This is a genomic window from Streptomyces sp. NPDC053542 (assembly GCF_044544685.1).
Taxonomy (GTDB): Bacteria; Actinomycetota; Actinomycetes; order Streptomycetales; family Streptomycetaceae; genus Streptomyces.
This window is the reverse complement of record NZ_JBITXL010000011.1, coordinates 103773-118532: the sequence shown is the minus strand read 5'-3', so window position 1 is coordinate 118532 and position 14760 is coordinate 103773. Positions and strand designations below refer to the sequence as shown.

The following is a 14760-nucleotide window of genomic DNA, read 5'->3' as shown; positions in this document are numbered from 1 at the left end:
CCAGTCACTTGCCCTCCGAGCACCAGATCCTGAACCCGGCCACCGAAGAGGTCATCGCGACCGTCCCGGCCACCACCCCCGCCGAGGTCGACGCCGCCGTCGCACGGGCCGCCAAGGCCCAGGCGCAGTGGGCGGCGCTCGCGCCCGGCGACCGCGCCCGGCTGCTGCGCCGCTTCGCCGCCACCGTCGACACCCACCTCGAAGAGCTCGCCCAGCTGGAGGTACGGGAGGCGGGCCACCCGGTCGGCAACGCGCGCTGGGAGGCCGGCAACGCCCGCGACCTGCTCGAATACGCGGCCGGCGGCATCGAGCGGCTGACCGGCGCGCAGATCCCGGTCGCCGGCGGCCTCAACCTCACGCTCCACGAGCCGCTCGGCGTCGTCGCCGTCATCGCGCCGTGGAACTTCCCGATGCCCATCGCGGCCTGGGGCACCGCACCCGCGCTCGCCGCGGGCAACGCCGTCCTCCTCAAGCCCGCCGAGACCACCCCGCTCACCGCCCTCCGCCTCGCCGAGCTGGGCCTCGCGGCGGGCCTCCCCGAGGGCCTCTTCCAGGTACTCCCCGGCGCCGGCCCCGTCGCGGGCAGCGCGCTGGTCGAGCACCCCGGCGTCGCCAAGGTCGTCTTCACCGGCTCCACCGGCGTCGGCAAGCAGATCATGGCCAAGTGCGCCGACAGCGTGAAGCGGGTGACCCTCGAACTCGGCGGCAAGAGCCCCAACATCGTCTTCGCCGACGCCGACATCGAGAAGGCCGCGGCCGCCGCGCCCGGCTCCTTCCTCGACAACACCGGACAGGACTGCTGCGCCCGCAGCCGCATCCTCGTCCAGCGGTCCGTGTACGACCGGTTCCTGGAACTGCTGGAGCCCGCGGTCAAGGCCGTCACCGTCGGCGACCCGGCCGACCCCGCCACCGGCATGGGCCCGCTGATCTCCGCGGCCCAGCGCGAGCGCGTACGGTCCTACGTCCCCGACGGCGCCCCGGTCGCCATCCGCGGCGAGGCGCCCGCGGGCAAGGGCTTCTGGTACCCGGCGACCGTCCTGGAGGGCCGCCCGGACGACCGCGCCGCCGTCGAGGAGATCTTCGGCCCGGTCGCCGTCGTCCTGCCCTTCGAGGACGAGGCCGAGGCCGTACGGCTCGCCAATGCCACCGACTACGGCCTCTCCGGCTCGATCTGGACCCGCGACGTGGGCCGGGCGCTGCGCGTCTCCGGTGCGGTCGCCGCCGGGAACCTCTCCGTCAACTCGCACAGCAGCGTCCGCTACTGGACCCCGTTCGGCGGCTACAAGCAGTCAGGGCTGGGCCGGGAGCTGGGCCCCGACGCGCTCGCCGCCTTCACCGAGACCAAGAACGTCTTCATCAGCACCGAGATCAGTTCCGAGGAGCAGTGACATGACCGACCAGAACGCCGAGACGACCGCCGTGTGCCGCCGACTGGTCGGCCGTACCGCCGTGATCACCGGTGCCGGCAGCGGCATCGGCCTGGCCACCGCCCGCCGCCTCGCCTCCGAAGGCGCCAACGTCGTCTGCGCCGACATCGACGAGAGTGCGGGCAAGGCCGCGGCGGCCGAGGTCGGCGGGCTCTTCGTCCAGGTCGACGTCACCGACGAGGGTCAGGTCGAGGCGCTGTTCAAGACCGCGTACGACACCTACGGCTCGGTCGACGTCGCCTTCAACAACGCCGGCATCTCGCCGCCCGACGACGACTCCATCCTCACCACCGGGCTGGACGCCTGGAAGCGGGTCCAGGAGGTCAACCTCACCTCGGTCTACCTGTGCTGCAAGTACGCCCTCCCGTACATGCAGCGCCAGGGCAAGGGCTCCATCATCAACACCGCCTCCTTCGTCGCCGTCATGGGCGCCGCCACCTCCCAGATCAGCTACACCGCGTCCAAGGGCGGCGTGCTGTCGATGTCCCGCGAGCTGGGCGTGCAGTTCGCCCGCGAGGGCATCCGGGTGAACGCGCTCTGCCCCGGGCCCGTGAACACCCCCCTGCTCAAGGAGCTGTTCGCCAAGGACCCGGAGCGCGCGGCGCGCCGACTGGTGCACGTGCCCGTGGGCCGGTTCGCCGAGCCCGAGGAGATGGCCGCCGCGGTCGCCTTCCTCGCCAGCGACGACTCGTCCTTCGTCAACGCGTCCGAATTCCTGGTCGACGGCGGCATCGCCGGAGCGTATGTCACCCCTGTGTAAGCACCACGGGTAAGGTCCCGATCATGGCCGGGGCCGGCAGCGCGGGCTGTCGGCCCCGGCGTCGTTCAGCGCTCCGGCCCGCACCCGTCAAGGAGGACGTATGCGCATCCGGCACACCCTCGCACCGGCCCTGGCCCTGGCCGTCACCGCGGCCCTGGCGGCCGCCGCGCCCGCGACCGCCACCCCGGCCGCCCCGAAGACCCCGCAGGCCGGCTGCCCGCAGCTGTCGCAGAGCCTGAAGTGGTACGGCACCAACCGCGACAAGCTCCAGCGCACCATCGACGAACGCGGCGTCTGCTCGCACCCGGAGCTCGCCCACGGCAACGGCCGCGGACAGCGCCCGGTCGCCGCCTTCGACTGGGACAACACGATCACCAAGAACGACGTCACGGACGCGACGCTCGTCTGGTCCCTGAACCACGACAAGATCCTCCGCCCGGCGCACTGGCGCGACACCAGCAAGTGGCTCACCCCGGCCGCCGACCGCGCCCTGACCAAGGCGTGCGGCACCGACGTCCCCGTCGGCGCGCCGCTGCCCACCTCCACCAACACCGCCTGCGCCGACGAGATCTTCGCCATCCGCGACGAGGCGAAGACCCACGACGGCGCCGCGGCCTTCGCGGGCACCTGGAACCACCGGCGCACCGTGCCCCAGTACGCCTGGATCCCGCAGCTGTTCGCCGGCCACACCGTCGCCGAGCTGAGCTCCTACGCCGCGGCCGCGCGCAAGCACGTCCTCGCCGCGCCGGTCGGCAGCGAGGACAAGGTCGGCAGCCACACCGTCCCCGGTTACGTGCGCTACTACGACCAGCAGCGCGACCTGGTCCGCACCCTCCAGCGCGCCGGCTTCGACGTGTACATCGTCTCCGCCGGGTCCGAGCCGGTCACCGAGGTCTGGTCGAAGGGCATCGGCGTCGACAGGAAGCACACCATCGCCATCCGCAGCGTCCTCGACGAGCAGGGCCGCATCACGTACGAGAACGAGGGCTGCGGCGGCGTCGGTGACAACAAGGGCGAGGCCATCCCGTACATCGACGGCAAGCGCTGCTGGGTCAACCAGGACATCTTCGGCGTCAAGGGCCCCAAGGCGTGGCAGCAGCAGGACTTCACGCACCGCATCGCGCTCGGCGGCGGCGACGCGGACACCGACGTCACCTTCGTCGGCGACGCCACCGGCGCGCACCTCGTGCTGAACCGCAACAAGAACGAGGTCATGTGCCGGGCCTACGACAACGCCGACGGACGCTGGGTGGTCAACCCCATGTTCATCGAGCCGCTGCCGCGCAAGTCCGGTGCGTACCCGTGCTCCACCGCGGCGTACAACAAGCCCGAGGGCGGTTTCGGACCGGTGCGCCGCGCCGACGGCAGCGTGGTGTCCGACCAGCGGGACCGTGTGTACGGCGGCTGATTCCGGCCATACAGTGTCCGGCGTGAGCATGACGACACCGCCGGGCTGGTATCCAGACCCGGGGCACACAGGCAACGGTCCCGCGCCCGAACGCTGGTGGGACGGCTCGGCGTGGACCGACCACACCCGCGCGGCACAGGCCGCGGGACCGGCGGCGTACGGCTATCCGCAACAGGACACGACGCCCGGCGCCTACGGGTATCCGCAGCAGGCGCAGCAGCAGCCCGGCTACGGGTACCCGCAGGGCGCGCCGGGCGGGTTCGGGCCCGTACAGTCCGGCGGTCCCGGCCAGGACGGCGGTGGCAGGAAGCGCGGCCCGATGATCGCCGCGATCGCCGGTGCCGCGGTCGTCGTGGCCGCCGCCGTCGTCGGCATCGCCCTCGTCACGGGCGGCGGCGCGCCGCACGACGACCCGAAGCCCGCCCCGACGTCGAAGGCGAGCGACACGCCGTCGCCCGAGCCCGCCACCACCTCGGCGGCGCCCGAGCCGGCCCCCACCGAGGACGAGAACACCCTCCTCGACGCCCTGAACAGCATCGCCATCCCGGTGCCGGACGGCTGGCACAAGGACGACTTCAGCCGGGAGACCGACTTCTACACCGGGCCCTACAACTGCAAGGGCGAGGAGTCCAAGCAGTGCCTGCGCGGCAGGGTCCTCTCCGAGACCGCGGCCGGCTTCTCCGAGACCACGGCCCGGGGCGTCGCCAAGGCCGACATCGAGAAGAACATCGAGGCGACGTACGGCAAGGGCTCGTACGGCGACAAGGACCGCTACGGCGGCATCGAGCACCACGAGGAGCTGAAGTCGGAGAAGGTGACCGTCGCGGGGCAGCAGGGCTACCTGGTGCGCTGGAAGGTCACCAACAAGAAGGGCCCGGACGGCATCGCCCAGTCCGTCGCCTTCCCCTCGCCCGGCGGCTCCGGCTCGATGGTCGTCCTCCGCTTCAACTTCGACGTCGGCGGCGAGGCCCCGCCGCTCGCCGCCATGGACAAGATCCTCGACGGCATCAAGCCGACGGTGTGACGCGCACGGGGCGGCCCGTCTCCGGGTACCGCCCCGTACCGCGCCTTACAGGAACGTCTGCCCCTCGCCCCGGTACGTCGGTACGGTCGCGACCACCCGGTCACCGTCCACCAGCCGCAGCGCGTCGAAACGCTCGCACAGCTCACCGGCCTTGGCGTGCCGGAACCACACCTTGTCGCCGATCCGCAGCCGGTCGGCGGCCGCGCCCAGCAGCGGTGTCTGCACCTCGCCGGCCCCTTCCTGCGGGTCGTACGCCAGCCCTTCCGGCAGGTACGGCTCCGGCAGCCGGTCGGGGCCCGCCGCGCCGGACGCGGGATAGCCGCCGCCCAGTACGGTCACCACGCCGGGCCCCGGCCGCCGGACGACCGGCATCGCGAACAGCGCAGCGGGGCGCCCGCTGAACGAACGGAAGTTGTCGAACAGCCGCGGCACGTACAGCCCCGAACCGGCCGCGACCTCCGTCACCGCCGCCTCCGCCGCGGTGTGCTGCACGCTGCCCGTCCCGCCGCCGTTGACGAACTCCAGGTCCGGCGCCTCGGCCCGGACGGCGCGCACCGCCTCCCAGCGCCGCCGCGCCAGCTCCTTGCGCGCCGCGGCCTGCATCACGCGCACCGAACGGGAGAAGAGCGGCCGCCCCGCCACCGCGTCCCCCACGCCCGCCACATGCCCCTCGTACGCCATCAGGCCGACGACCTTGAAGCCCGGTCGGCGCGCCACCAGCCGTGCGAATTCAGCCAGTTGTGCGGGGTCGCGGAGCGGCGAGCGGCGCGCCCCCACCCGTACCCGGCCGCCGCCCGTCCGGAAGGACGTGTCCAGCTCCAGGCACACCCGGATCTCCGCCCGGCCGCCGGCCCGCGCTGCGTCGATCAACTCCAGTTGCGCCACGTCGTCGACCAGTACCGTCACCGCGGCGGCCAGCTTCGGATCGTCCGCCAGCTCGGCGAACGCGGCCCGGTCCGCCGACGGATAGGCCAGCAGGACGTCGTGGAAGCCGGAGCGGGCCAGCCAGAGCGACTCCGCGAGCGTGAAGCTCATGATCCCGGCGAACCCGTCCCGGGCCAGTACGCGTTCCAGCAGGGCGCGGCAGCGCACGGACTTGCTCGCCACCCGCACCGGCTTGCCGTGCGCGCGCCGCACGAGATCCGCGGCGTTGGCATCGAACGCCGCGAGGTCCACGACGGCGAGCGGTGCGTCGAGATGAGCGGTGGCCCGGTCGTAACGGGCCCCGAGAGCATGGGGTTCGGAGGTCAGCCGGTGCATGACGGCAGCCTGCCAGACCGCATTACCGCAGGGTAGGGGAGAGATCGCGACAGACCGGACACACCGAGGGGGCAGGTACCGGACACGAGTTGCGGCCTGGGGCGCGAGTGCCCGTAAAGTGGCGCAGGCTGCGGCCCGCAAACCCGCGGCACCAGGTCTGATCCACATACGTCCCGCCCCGCACGCCGCCCGGGCACGGGGCCGAACTGCGCGAGGGGGAGCGCGGGTGAGCACCGAAGCGAACTACGCCGGCCCGCGCCGCCTGCCCCCGATACCTCCGCCACCGCCGTACCGGCCGGCCGTCGCCGCTTCGGGCACCACCGCTCCGGGCGCCGCCCGCGAAGAGTCCGCACCGGACACCCGCGGAGCATCCGCACCGGACAGCGACACCACTGCCATCCCGCCCCGGCCCGCGGTCCCGCCGAAGCCCAGCCGTCCGGCGCCGCCCGGCTACCGGGACACCGCCTCCTTCCATCTCGCCCAGGGCGCGGCCAGCTGGCACGGGGCGAAGGGCGCCAAGGCACCGGCCAAGAAGGCCGCACCGACCGCGCGGCCGGCCGGACCGTCGCCGGCGGAAACGTCCCCCCAGAAGCAGCGCGCCGCATCGCGCACGCCGCTGCCCCCGGAGAAGGGGCCGCTCGGGGTCCCCGCGCCGGCCGCCGCGCCGCAGCCCGTCGCCGGGCAGCCCGCCGCGGCACCGACCGTCCCCGGGCAGCCCGTGCCCGCCACGTCGCGCCGTCACACGCTGCGGACGGCCGCCGCCGCTGCCTGCCTCGTCCTCGGGCTCGGCCTCATCGGCGGGGCGGCGGCCGGCAGCTGGCTCGCCGGGGGACCGGGCGGGGACCAGGCGGCGGCCGCCGCGTTCACCGACGCCCGCGACCTGTGGCACAGCGTCCCCGTGCGCACCCTCTTCCCTCAGACGCTGCACGGCACGGCCGCCGGTCCGGGCGGCGCCGACCGCACCTGGCACCGGATCGCGGTCGCGCCCGACAGCGGCTGCACCAAGGCGTTCGACCCGCTGCTGGCCAAGGCGCTGGCCCCGGCCGGCTGCAAGCGCCTGCTGCGCGCGGACTACGTGGACGCGACCCACAGCAGCGTGATCACCGTCGGGGTGGTCACCACCAGGACCGACCTCACCGGGATGCGCGCCCTGAACAAGCGGTTCAGCACCGAGCGGCTGGCCGGCCGCCGCGACCTGATGCCCCGCCCGTACACCGTCCCCGGCACCCCCGCCGCGGAGTTCGGGCCGGACCAGCGCGCCAGCTGGAGCGTCCAGGTACTGGCCGACGCGCCCTTCGTCGTCTACGCGGTCGCCGGCTTCGCCGACGGCCGCGCGGTGCCCGACCCGCGGCCGGCCGACGAGGCCACCCGTACCGGCGCCACCTCGGCGCCCGCCCAGGCGGGGCTCGGCCACGACGCCGCCGGGGTCGCGGACGGCATCGAACGCGCCTTCCGCACGCAGCTGGCCAAGGTCAGCGAGGCGGACGGATGACGCGCGCCTCCCGTCACACGCCCCGCGCGCTCGCCGTCGCCCTGACCGCCGCCGTGGTGGCCCTCACGGCCCCGCCCGCGCAGGCCGACGGCATCCGCACGCAGGAATGGGCGCTGGACGCCCTGCACGTCGAGGATGCCTGGGGGACCACCAAGGGGGACGGCATCACGGTCGCCGTCCTCGACACCGGCGTGGACGCCACCCACCCCGACCTCGAAGGCCAGGTGCTCCCCGGCAAGGACCTGATCGGCTTCGGCGCCGAGCGCGGCGACAAGACCTGGGCGGACCACGGCACGGCGATGTCCGGGATCATCGCCGGGCACGGCCACGGCCACTCCGACGGCGTGCTCGGCATCGCGCCCGAGGCGAAGATCCTCCCCGTCCGCGTGATCCTCGAAGACGCCGACCCGGAGCGGAAGAGGGCCCGCACCGAGCGCGCCAACGCCCTCGCCGACGGCATCCGCTGGGCCGTCGACCACGGCGCCGACGTCATCAACCTCTCCCTCGGCGACGACAGCGACTCGGCGCACCCGGAGCCGCGCGAGGACGCCGCCGTCCAGTACGCGCTGAGCAAGGGCGTCCCGGTCGTCGCCTCGGCGGGCAACGGCGGCCAGCAGGGCGACCACGTCTCCTACCCGGCGGCCTACCCCGGCGTGATCGCCGTGACCGCGGTGGACCGCTACGGCACCCGCGCCCGCTTCTCCACCCGCCGCTGGTACGCCACGGTCAGCGCCCCCGGCGTCGACGTCGTCATCGCCAACCCGGACCGCAAGTACTACGAGGGCTGGGGCACGAGCGCCGCCGCCGCGTACGTCTCGGGCGCGGTCGCCCTGGTACGCGCTGCCCACCCCGGCCTCCGGCCCGCCGAGATCAAGCAGCTCCTCACCGAGACCGCCCAGGACAGCCCCGCCCACGGCCGCAACGACGACCTCGGCGCCGGCCTTGTGGACCCCGCGGCGGCCATCAAGAAGGGCGCCCCCGCCGAGCCCGTGACCGACAACCGCGCCACGTACAGCAAGCGCTACTTCGGCTCCGGCCCGACCGATTCCCCCGGCGGCCCCGGCGGCTCCTGGCTCCCCTGGACGGCCACGGCCGCGGGCGCGGCCCTGGTGGCGGCTGCAGTGATCCTGTGGCGGCGCCGCACCTGACAAACCCAGCCCGTCCGGCGATTGAGGACACCGTCACCGGGGCGCACCCCGACGCACAGAACCGCTGGGCACCCGCCCAAGCCCGCCCGCCCCCTGCCGATAGGCTCAAAGCGTGACGCTGAAGAACATCCCGGACCCCGGCTTCTCCGACGACGACGGCACCGCCGACCCCGAGCTGACCGCGGCCCTCGCCGCCTGGTCCGCCGACCGCGCCGCCGAGCCGCGCCTGCTCGCGGCCCTCCGCGGCGCCCGGCTGCTCGTACCGGTGGTGGCCCTGCTGGGAGAGGTGGAGACCGGCCCGGACGGGCTCCAGCGCGAGAAGACCAGCGACATGGCCGTGCCGACACTGCAGGCCCCGGACGGCCGCCGCGCGCTCCCCGCCTTCACGTCCATCGAGTCCCTGCACCGCTGGCGCCCGGACGCCCGCCCCGTCGCCGTACCGCTCCAGCAGGCGCTGCTCGCCGCCTCCCACGAGAAGGCCGACACGATCGTCGTGGACGTCGCGGGCCCCGTGACGTACCCGCTGACCGGCGCGGCCCTGCGCGCCCTCGCCGAGGGCCGGACCACCGTCGACCCGCTCGCCGACCCCGCCGTCACCGAGGCGCTGCGCGCGGTCCTCGCGAACGAGCCGGGGGTGCGGGTCGCCCATCTGGCGCCGTCCGCCGACACCGATGCCACGCTCGCCCTCGGACTCGCCCCCGACGCCCCCGCCGGGGAGGTCGCGCAGCGCCTGGCCACCGCTCTGGCCTCGGACGACGTGCTGCGCGAGCGCCTGGTGAAGGGCCTCGACCTGGCCCTCCTGGCGCCGGACGCGGCCCCGCGGGGCGAGCCGCTCTTCAGCCGCTGACCGGCCGCCACCAGGCGCTTCGGGCGGCGCTTCAACAGGCGGGGACCTCGGGACGGACGCACAATCGCAGCAGGTGCAAGATCCCTTCGAGGAAGGCCCCTCCATGGACACCCCGGAGACCCGCTCGGTCGTAGCCGAGTTCCTCGGCACGCTGCTCCTGGTGTTCTTCGCGGTCGGCGCTGCCGTGCTGGCCGGGGAGTACATCGGGACCTTCGGCATCGCCCTGTCCTTCGGCTTCACACTGCTGGCCCTGGCCTACGCGCTCGGCCCCATCTCCGGCTGCCACGTCAATCCCGCGGTGACGCTCGGGATGCTGGTGGCCCACCGCATCACCGTCCGTACGGCCGTCGAGTACTGGATCGCCCAGCTGCTGGGCGGCATCGTCGGCGCCGCGCTGCTCTTCCTGGTGGCCAAGCAGGTGCCGGGCCTGAAGACCGACGGCGCCTTCGGCAGCAACGGCTTCGAAGACCGCTCGGCGGTGCACATCAATCTCGGCGGCGCGTTCGTCGCCGAGATCGTGCTCACGTTCCTGCTGGTCTTCGTGGTCCTCGCGGTCACCCACAAGGTGGCCCTGGTCGGCTTCGACGGCCTGGCCATCGGCATCGCGCTGGCCACCATCCACCTCATCGGCATCCCGCTCACCGGTACGTCCGTGAACCCGGCGCGGAGCTTCGGCCCGGCGCTCTTCGCGGGCGGCGGCGCGCTCTCCCAGCTGTGGCTGTTCATCGTCGCGCCGCTGATCGGCGGCGTGCTGGCGGCCCTGGCCCACCGGCTCACCCACACCCCGTACAGCCCACTGCGTCCCCCGGCCGACAGGGAACCGCCGGCCGACGAACGCTCGGCCCTCTGAGCGCCCCATGACATGACGGTGGCCCCCCGATCCGCGGATCAGGGGGCCACCGTCATGACGTTTCCGGCGCGGGCCGCTCAGCCGAACACCGGGCCCGTGTACTTCTCGCCCGGCCCCTGGCCCGGCTCGTCCGGCACCACCGACGCCTCGCGGAAGGCCAGCTGCAGCGACTTCAGCCCGTCCCGGAGCGGCGCCGCGTGGTACGAGCCGATCTCCGTGGCGCTCGCGGTGACCAGCCCGGCCAGCGCGTGGATCAGCTTGCGCGCCTCGTCCAGGTCCTTGTGCTGCTCGCCTTCCTCGGCGAGGCCGAGGTTGACCGCGGCCGAGCTCATCAGGTGCACCGCGACCGTCGTGATCACCTCGACGGCCGGCACGTCCGCGATGTCGCGGGTCATCGCGTCGAAGTCCGCGGGCTGCGCGTCCTGGGCGGCTGCGGGGTCGGAGGAGGGAGGGGTGGCGTCGCTCATGGCTCTCTATCTGTCCGTACGATCGGTGCGCCCGCTCCGTGCGGCCGGTGCGCTGCCCTCAGAGTAGGCCCCGGCGCGCCCGCGCCCGCGCGTGGGGCGCCGGCCCGCGTGCCCGCCGGAGGCCGTAAGAGCGGAGGCCGGTACACGCACCGTCCGGGTCATGTACCATTGACTTCGACCGGCCGGTCACCTATGTGTCCGGCCCACAAGTGGAGGCTCCGATCTCCCACCCGATTCCAGCCCCCAGGGCAGGCGGGTCACGGTCAGGCTGCGCCCCGCGGTGACATCGCGGCGGTGCTCCCCGATCTTTTTGAGGAGCCCCGCGTGTGTCCCGTCCGGGGCGTTTTTGCGTGTTCCGGCGAGATGGTCACACCGAACAGACGTTACGCGGCTGTCCGCCAGGCGGTCGCGTGGTGCTAAACCGAGGAGGATCCATCAGCGCCGAGCCCCGCATCAACGACCGGATTCGCGTCCCCGAGGTGCGACTCGTCGGTCCCAGTGGCGAGCAGGTCGGCATTGTGCCGCTTGCCAAGGCCCTGGAGCTTGCGCAGGAGTACGACCTCGACCTGGTCGAGGTGGCGGCGAACGCCCGTCCGCCGGTCTGCAAGCTCATGGACTACGGAAAGTTCAAGTACGAGTCGGCCATGAAGGCCCGTGAAGCGCGCAAGAACCAGGCGCACACGGTCATCAAGGAGATGAAGCTCCGGCCGAAGATCGACCCGCACGACTATGACACCAAGAAGGGTCACGTCGTCCGGTTCCTCAAGCAGGGTGACAAGGTCAAGATCACGATCATGTTCCGTGGTCGCGAGCAGTCCCGTCCGGAGCTCGGTTTCCGGCTGCTGCAGCGGCTCGCGGAGGATGTCCAGGACCTCGGTTTCGTCGAGTCGAACCCGAAGCAGGACGGCCGGAACATGATCATGGTCCTCGGTCCGCACAAGAAGAAGACCGAGGCGATGGCCGAGGCCCGCGAGGCGCAGGCCGCCCGCAAGGCGGAGCGCCAGGGCACTGCCCCTGCCGAGCAGGAGCAGGCCGCCGAGGAGCCCGCCGAGGCGTGATCCAGGGGCGCGCCCCGGAGAGCGCCGGGGTCATCGCCCCGGACACCGATCGAAACAACTGACGCTCCCGTATGCCGGCCCACCGGCCGGCGGGAGCGCCACTGACGAGGAGAGAACGGCGCATGCCGAAGAACAAGACGCACAGCGGCTCCAGCAAGCGCTTCAAGATCACGGGCTCCGGCAAGGTGCTCCGCGAGCGCGCCGGCAAGCGCCACCTGCTCGAGCACAAGTCGTCCAAGCTGACGCGTCGCCTCACCGGCAACGCCGAGATGGCCCCGGGCGACGCCAAGAAGATCAAGAAGCTTCTCGGCAAGTGAGTCGCCGCGCCCCTGTGAAGGCGGCGCGGGACCTGGACCGGGACCTATTTCGAACCGGGCCGTGTGCCGACCACCACGGCCCCGCTACAAGGAGTTAACAAGTGGCACGCGTCAAGCGGGCAGTCAACGCCCACAAGAAGCGCCGGGCGATCCTCGAGCAGGCCAGCGGCTACCGCGGCCAGCGGTCGCGCCTGTACCGCAAGGCCAAGGAGCAGGTCACCCACTCCTTCGTCTACAACTACAACGACCGCAAGAAGCGCAAGGGCGACTTCCGTCAGCTGTGGATCCAGCGCATCAACGCCGCTGCCCGCGCCAACGGCATGACCTACAACCGCTTCATCCAGGGTCTGAAGGCCGCCAACATCGAGGTGGACCGCAAGATCCTGGCCGACCTCGCGGTCAACGACCAGAACGCGTTCGCCGCGCTGGTCGAGGTGGCGCAGAAGGCGCTGCCGAGCGACGTGAACGCTCCCAAGGCTGCCTGAACCTCAGCCTGAGGAAGTCGTCGAGCGGACCCGCTGGCCCCGGCCTGCGGGTCCGCCGCCGTTTTGCGCCACCGTTTCGCACCACACCCCCTTACGACGAAGTGAGCCGCCGCCCATGGGCACCCCCGAGCTGATCTCCCCGCGTTCCGCACGCGTCGCCGCCGCCCGGCGGCTGGCCCGCCGCAATTTCCGCGGCAAGGAGCGCCGGTTCATCGCCGAGGGCCCGCAGGCGGTCAGAGAGGCCGTCCGGCACAGCAGCGGCGGCGAGCCGACGCTGATCGAGGTCTTCGCCACGCCCGAAGCCGCCGAGCGGCACGAGGCCATCGTGGCCGCGGCCCGGGAGGCCGGGGTGCGGGTCCTGCTCGCCGACGACGACACCATCGCCGACCTCTCGCAGACCGTGACCCCGCAGGGCCTGGTCGGCGTCTGCCGCTTCCTGGACTCGCCCTTCGAGGAGATCCTGGCCGCCCGGCCCAAGCTGGTCGCGGTGCTGGCCAACGTCCGCGACCCCGGGAACGCCGGTACGGTACTGCGCTGCGCGGACGCCGCGGGCGCCGACGCCGTGGTGCTGACGGACGCCTCCGTCGACCTGTACAACCCCAAGTCGGTACGGGCCTCCGTCGGCTCGATCTTCCACCTGCCGGTCGCCGTCGGCGTGCCGGTCGAGCGGGTGGTCGACGGGCTCAAGGGCGCGGGCGTGCGCATCCTGGCGGCGGACGGCGCGGGGGAGGACGACCTGGACGCCGAGCTGGACGCGGGCACCATGGGCTCCCCGTCGGCCTGGATCTTCGGCAATGAGGCGTGGGGGCTCCCGGAGGAGACCCGGGCGCTGGCCGACGCGGTCGTGCGGGTGCCCATCCACGGCAAGGCCGAGAGCCTGAACCTCGCGACCGCGGCCGCGGTGTGCCTGTACGCCTCCGCGCGCGCCCAGCGCACGCCCGGAGGGTGCCGCTCCGCCGCCGCGGGCTAGTAGGGTGGCGTGCCCACACCGGAAGGGGGTAGCGGGATGAATGTGCGGACTTCCGGCACACGCGCGTCCGTGGTGGACATCTGTCTCTCGGGCGACCCCGGCGAGAACCCTCCGCTGCCGTACGACGCGGCCGGCCCGGCCGCCGGGCTGGATCCGGACGAGCTCCCCGACGGCCTGGTGGTGGCCGACGAGAGCGGCCGGGTGGTGTGCTTCAACGCCGCCGCCGCGCGGCTGACGGCCGTCGACCCCGGCGACGCACTCGGGCTGCCCCTGGAGCGCGCGCTGCCGCTGCAGGACATGGAGGGCCGCCGCTGGTGGCAGCTGACCGACCCGTACGGCGGGCTGGCCATCCGCACCGGCCAGCCGGAGCGCAATCTGCTGCTCGGCGGCCGGGAGCTGCTGGTCTCCGCACGGTACGTACGCGAGCGGCCGCTGGGCCCGGTGCGGCGTCTGGTCATCACGCTGCGCGGCACCGAGGCGCGGCGCCGTACGGAGCTGAGCCACGCCGAGCTGATCGCCACCGTCGCGCACGAGCTGCGCTCGCCGCTGACCTCCGTGAAGGGCTTCACCGCGACCCTGCTGCAGAAGTGGGAGCGCTTCACCGACGACCAGAAGCGGCTGATGCTGGAGACCGTGGACGCGGACGCGAACCGCGTGACGCGGCTGATCGCCGAGCTGCTGGACATCTCGCGGATCGACTCGGGACGGCTGGAGGTGCGCCGGCAGCGGGTCGACATGGCCTCGGCGGTGCGGCGGCACGTCCAGGCGCAGACCACGGCGGGCCAGCGCCCGGACCGCTTCCTGATCCGCATGCTGGAACCGCTCCCCGAGATGTGGGCCGATCCGGACAAGGTCGATCAGGTACTGGGCAACCTGCTGGAAAATGCGGTGCGGCACGGCGAGGGAACGGTCACCATCGAGGTGGCACCGACACCCATGACGACCGGCACGGAGGGAACGACCGTCACCGTGAGCGACGAGGGCCCCGGCATCCCCGAGGAGTCGATGAGCCGCGTCTTCACCCGCTTCTGGCGGGGCAGCAAACGCGGCGGCACGGGCCTGGGCCTGTACATCGTCAAGGGCATCGTCGAGGCCCACGGCGGCACGATCACGGTCGGCCGGGCCCCGGCCGGCGGCGCGCAGTTCCGATTTACCCTGCCCGTCGGCACCCCGGCCTTCATGGCCTGAGCGGGACCGACGGGCGCCTCCTGCCTGGGGCGTCGGTGAGGCGTGGCCGCGATGCCCCT

Annotated in this window: 15 protein-coding genes; 13 read left to right on the top strand and 2 right to left on the bottom strand. The window is 73.2% G+C overall.

Annotated elements, in window-relative coordinates; translation table 11 throughout:
• The first annotated feature begins 8 nt into the window (after window positions 1-8).
• The 4 genes from ACIGXO_RS28175 to ACIGXO_RS28160 all read left to right on the top strand — a co-directional run bounded on the left by ACIGXO_RS28175 (window position 9) and on the right by ACIGXO_RS28160 (window position 4619).
• Window positions 9-1388: an aldehyde dehydrogenase family protein gene (locus ACIGXO_RS28175; RefSeq protein WP_399792353.1), complete on the top strand. Its 1380-nt coding sequence runs from the start codon at window positions 9-11 to the stop codon at window positions 1386-1388.
• A 1-nt stretch (window position 1389) separates the two neighbouring features.
• A complete protein-coding gene (locus tag ACIGXO_RS28170) occupies window positions 1390-2187 on the top strand; it encodes a 3-oxoacyl-ACP reductase (protein ID WP_399792351.1) in 798 nt (265 codons plus the stop codon).
• A 100-nt stretch (window positions 2188-2287) separates the two neighbouring features.
• Window positions 2288-3595, top strand: coding sequence for a haloacid dehalogenase-like hydrolase (locus ACIGXO_RS28165; protein WP_399792349.1), 1308 nt, complete (start codon window positions 2288-2290; stop codon window positions 3593-3595).
• A gap of 28 nt (window positions 3596-3623) precedes the next feature.
• Entirely contained in the window at window positions 3624-4619 is a 996-nt protein-coding gene (locus ACIGXO_RS28160) for a DUF2510 domain-containing protein (protein ID WP_399792726.1), read from the top strand.
• Window positions 4620-4664: 45 nt separating this feature from the next.
• Here the strand turns inward: ACIGXO_RS28160 and ACIGXO_RS28155 are convergent, their stop codons facing one another.
• On the bottom strand, window positions 4665-5879 hold the full coding sequence (locus tag ACIGXO_RS28155) for an amino acid deaminase/aldolase (RefSeq protein WP_399792347.1): 1215 nt from the start codon (window positions 5877-5879) through the stop codon (window positions 4665-4667).
• 226 nt (window positions 5880-6105) lie between these two features.
• On the opposite strand from ACIGXO_RS28155, the gene ACIGXO_RS28150 reads away from it, so the two are divergent.
• The 4 genes from ACIGXO_RS28150 (at window position 6106) to ACIGXO_RS28135 (ending at window position 10216) form a co-directional block, all read left to right on the top strand.
• Complete coding sequence (locus tag ACIGXO_RS28150) at window positions 6106-7371, top strand: hypothetical protein (protein WP_399792345.1); 1266 nt, start codon at window positions 6106-6108, stop codon at window positions 7369-7371.
• Window positions 7368-8519 (top strand): type VII secretion-associated serine protease mycosin, encoded by a 1152-nt coding sequence (gene mycP, locus ACIGXO_RS28145; protein ID WP_399792343.1) that lies wholly within the window; start codon window positions 7368-7370, stop codon window positions 8517-8519. Before ACIGXO_RS28150 ends, mycP begins: the two co-directional genes overlap by 4 nt.
• A gap of 112 nt (window positions 8520-8631) precedes the next feature.
• On the top strand, window positions 8632-9366 hold the full coding sequence (locus tag ACIGXO_RS28140) for an SseB family protein (RefSeq protein WP_399792341.1): 735 nt from the start codon (window positions 8632-8634) through the stop codon (window positions 9364-9366).
• Between the two features lie 103 nt (window positions 9367-9469).
• Window positions 9470-10216, top strand: a complete 747-nt coding sequence (locus ACIGXO_RS28135) for an MIP family channel protein (protein ID WP_399792724.1) — start codon at window positions 9470-9472, stop codon at window positions 10214-10216.
• 77 nt (window positions 10217-10293) lie between these two features.
• Here the strand turns inward: ACIGXO_RS28135 and ACIGXO_RS28130 are convergent, their stop codons facing one another.
• On the bottom strand, window positions 10294-10683 hold the full coding sequence (locus tag ACIGXO_RS28130; RefSeq protein ID WP_351601721.1) for a DUF1844 domain-containing protein: 390 nt from the start codon (window positions 10681-10683) through the stop codon (window positions 10294-10296).
• A 410-nt stretch (window positions 10684-11093) separates the two neighbouring features.
• Between ACIGXO_RS28130 and infC the strand changes: the two genes are divergently transcribed.
• The 5 genes from infC to ACIGXO_RS28105 all read left to right on the top strand — a co-directional run bounded on the left by infC (window position 11094) and on the right by ACIGXO_RS28105 (window position 14701).
• Window positions 11094-11741 (top strand): translation initiation factor IF-3, encoded by a 648-nt coding sequence (gene infC / locus ACIGXO_RS28125; RefSeq protein WP_399792339.1) that lies wholly within the window; start codon window positions 11094-11096, stop codon window positions 11739-11741.
• 122 nt (window positions 11742-11863) lie between these two features.
• Window positions 11864-12058 (top strand): 50S ribosomal protein L35, encoded by a 195-nt coding sequence (rpmI, locus tag ACIGXO_RS28120; RefSeq protein ID WP_030251934.1) that lies wholly within the window; start codon window positions 11864-11866, stop codon window positions 12056-12058.
• 101 nt (window positions 12059-12159) lie between these two features.
• A complete protein-coding gene (rplT, locus tag ACIGXO_RS28115) occupies window positions 12160-12543 on the top strand; it encodes a 50S ribosomal protein L20 (RefSeq protein ID WP_030251930.1) in 384 nt (127 codons plus the stop codon).
• Between the two features lie 115 nt (window positions 12544-12658).
• Window positions 12659-13513 (top strand): TrmH family RNA methyltransferase, encoded by an 855-nt coding sequence (locus ACIGXO_RS28110; protein ID WP_399792337.1) that lies wholly within the window; start codon window positions 12659-12661, stop codon window positions 13511-13513.
• Between the two features lie 36 nt (window positions 13514-13549).
• Window positions 13550-14701: an ATP-binding protein gene (locus tag ACIGXO_RS28105; protein WP_399792335.1), complete on the top strand. Its 1152-nt coding sequence runs from the start codon at window positions 13550-13552 to the stop codon at window positions 14699-14701.
• Window positions 14702-14760 lie beyond the last annotated feature (59 nt).

Coding starts and splice junctions, on each gene's coding strand:
- ACIGXO_RS28135 (WP_399792724.1), top strand. CDS start 9,470: ATGGACACCCCGGAGACCCGCTCGGTCGTAGCCGAGTTCCTCGGCACG.
- mycP (WP_399792343.1), top strand. CDS start 7,368: ATGACGCGCGCCTCCCGTCACACGCCCCGCGCGCTCGCCGTCGCCCTG.
- ACIGXO_RS28160 (WP_399792726.1), top strand. CDS start 3,624: ATGACGACACCGCCGGGCTGGTATCCAGACCCGGGGCACACAGGCAAC.
- ACIGXO_RS28170 (WP_399792351.1), top strand. CDS start 1,390: ATGACCGACCAGAACGCCGAGACGACCGCCGTGTGCCGCCGACTGGTC.
- ACIGXO_RS28165 (WP_399792349.1), top strand. CDS start 2,288: ATGCGCATCCGGCACACCCTCGCACCGGCCCTGGCCCTGGCCGTCACC.
- ACIGXO_RS28110 (WP_399792337.1), top strand. CDS start 12,659: ATGGGCACCCCCGAGCTGATCTCCCCGCGTTCCGCACGCGTCGCCGCC.
- ACIGXO_RS28155 (WP_399792347.1), bottom strand. CDS start 5,879: ATGCACCGGCTGACCTCCGAACCCCATGCTCTCGGGGCCCGTTACGAC.
- ACIGXO_RS28130 (WP_351601721.1), bottom strand. CDS start 10,683: ATGAGCGACGCCACCCCTCCCTCCTCCGACCCCGCAGCCGCCCAGGAC.
- rpmI (WP_030251934.1), top strand. CDS start 11,864: ATGCCGAAGAACAAGACGCACAGCGGCTCCAGCAAGCGCTTCAAGATC.
- ACIGXO_RS28105 (WP_399792335.1), top strand. CDS start 13,550: ATGAATGTGCGGACTTCCGGCACACGCGCGTCCGTGGTGGACATCTGT.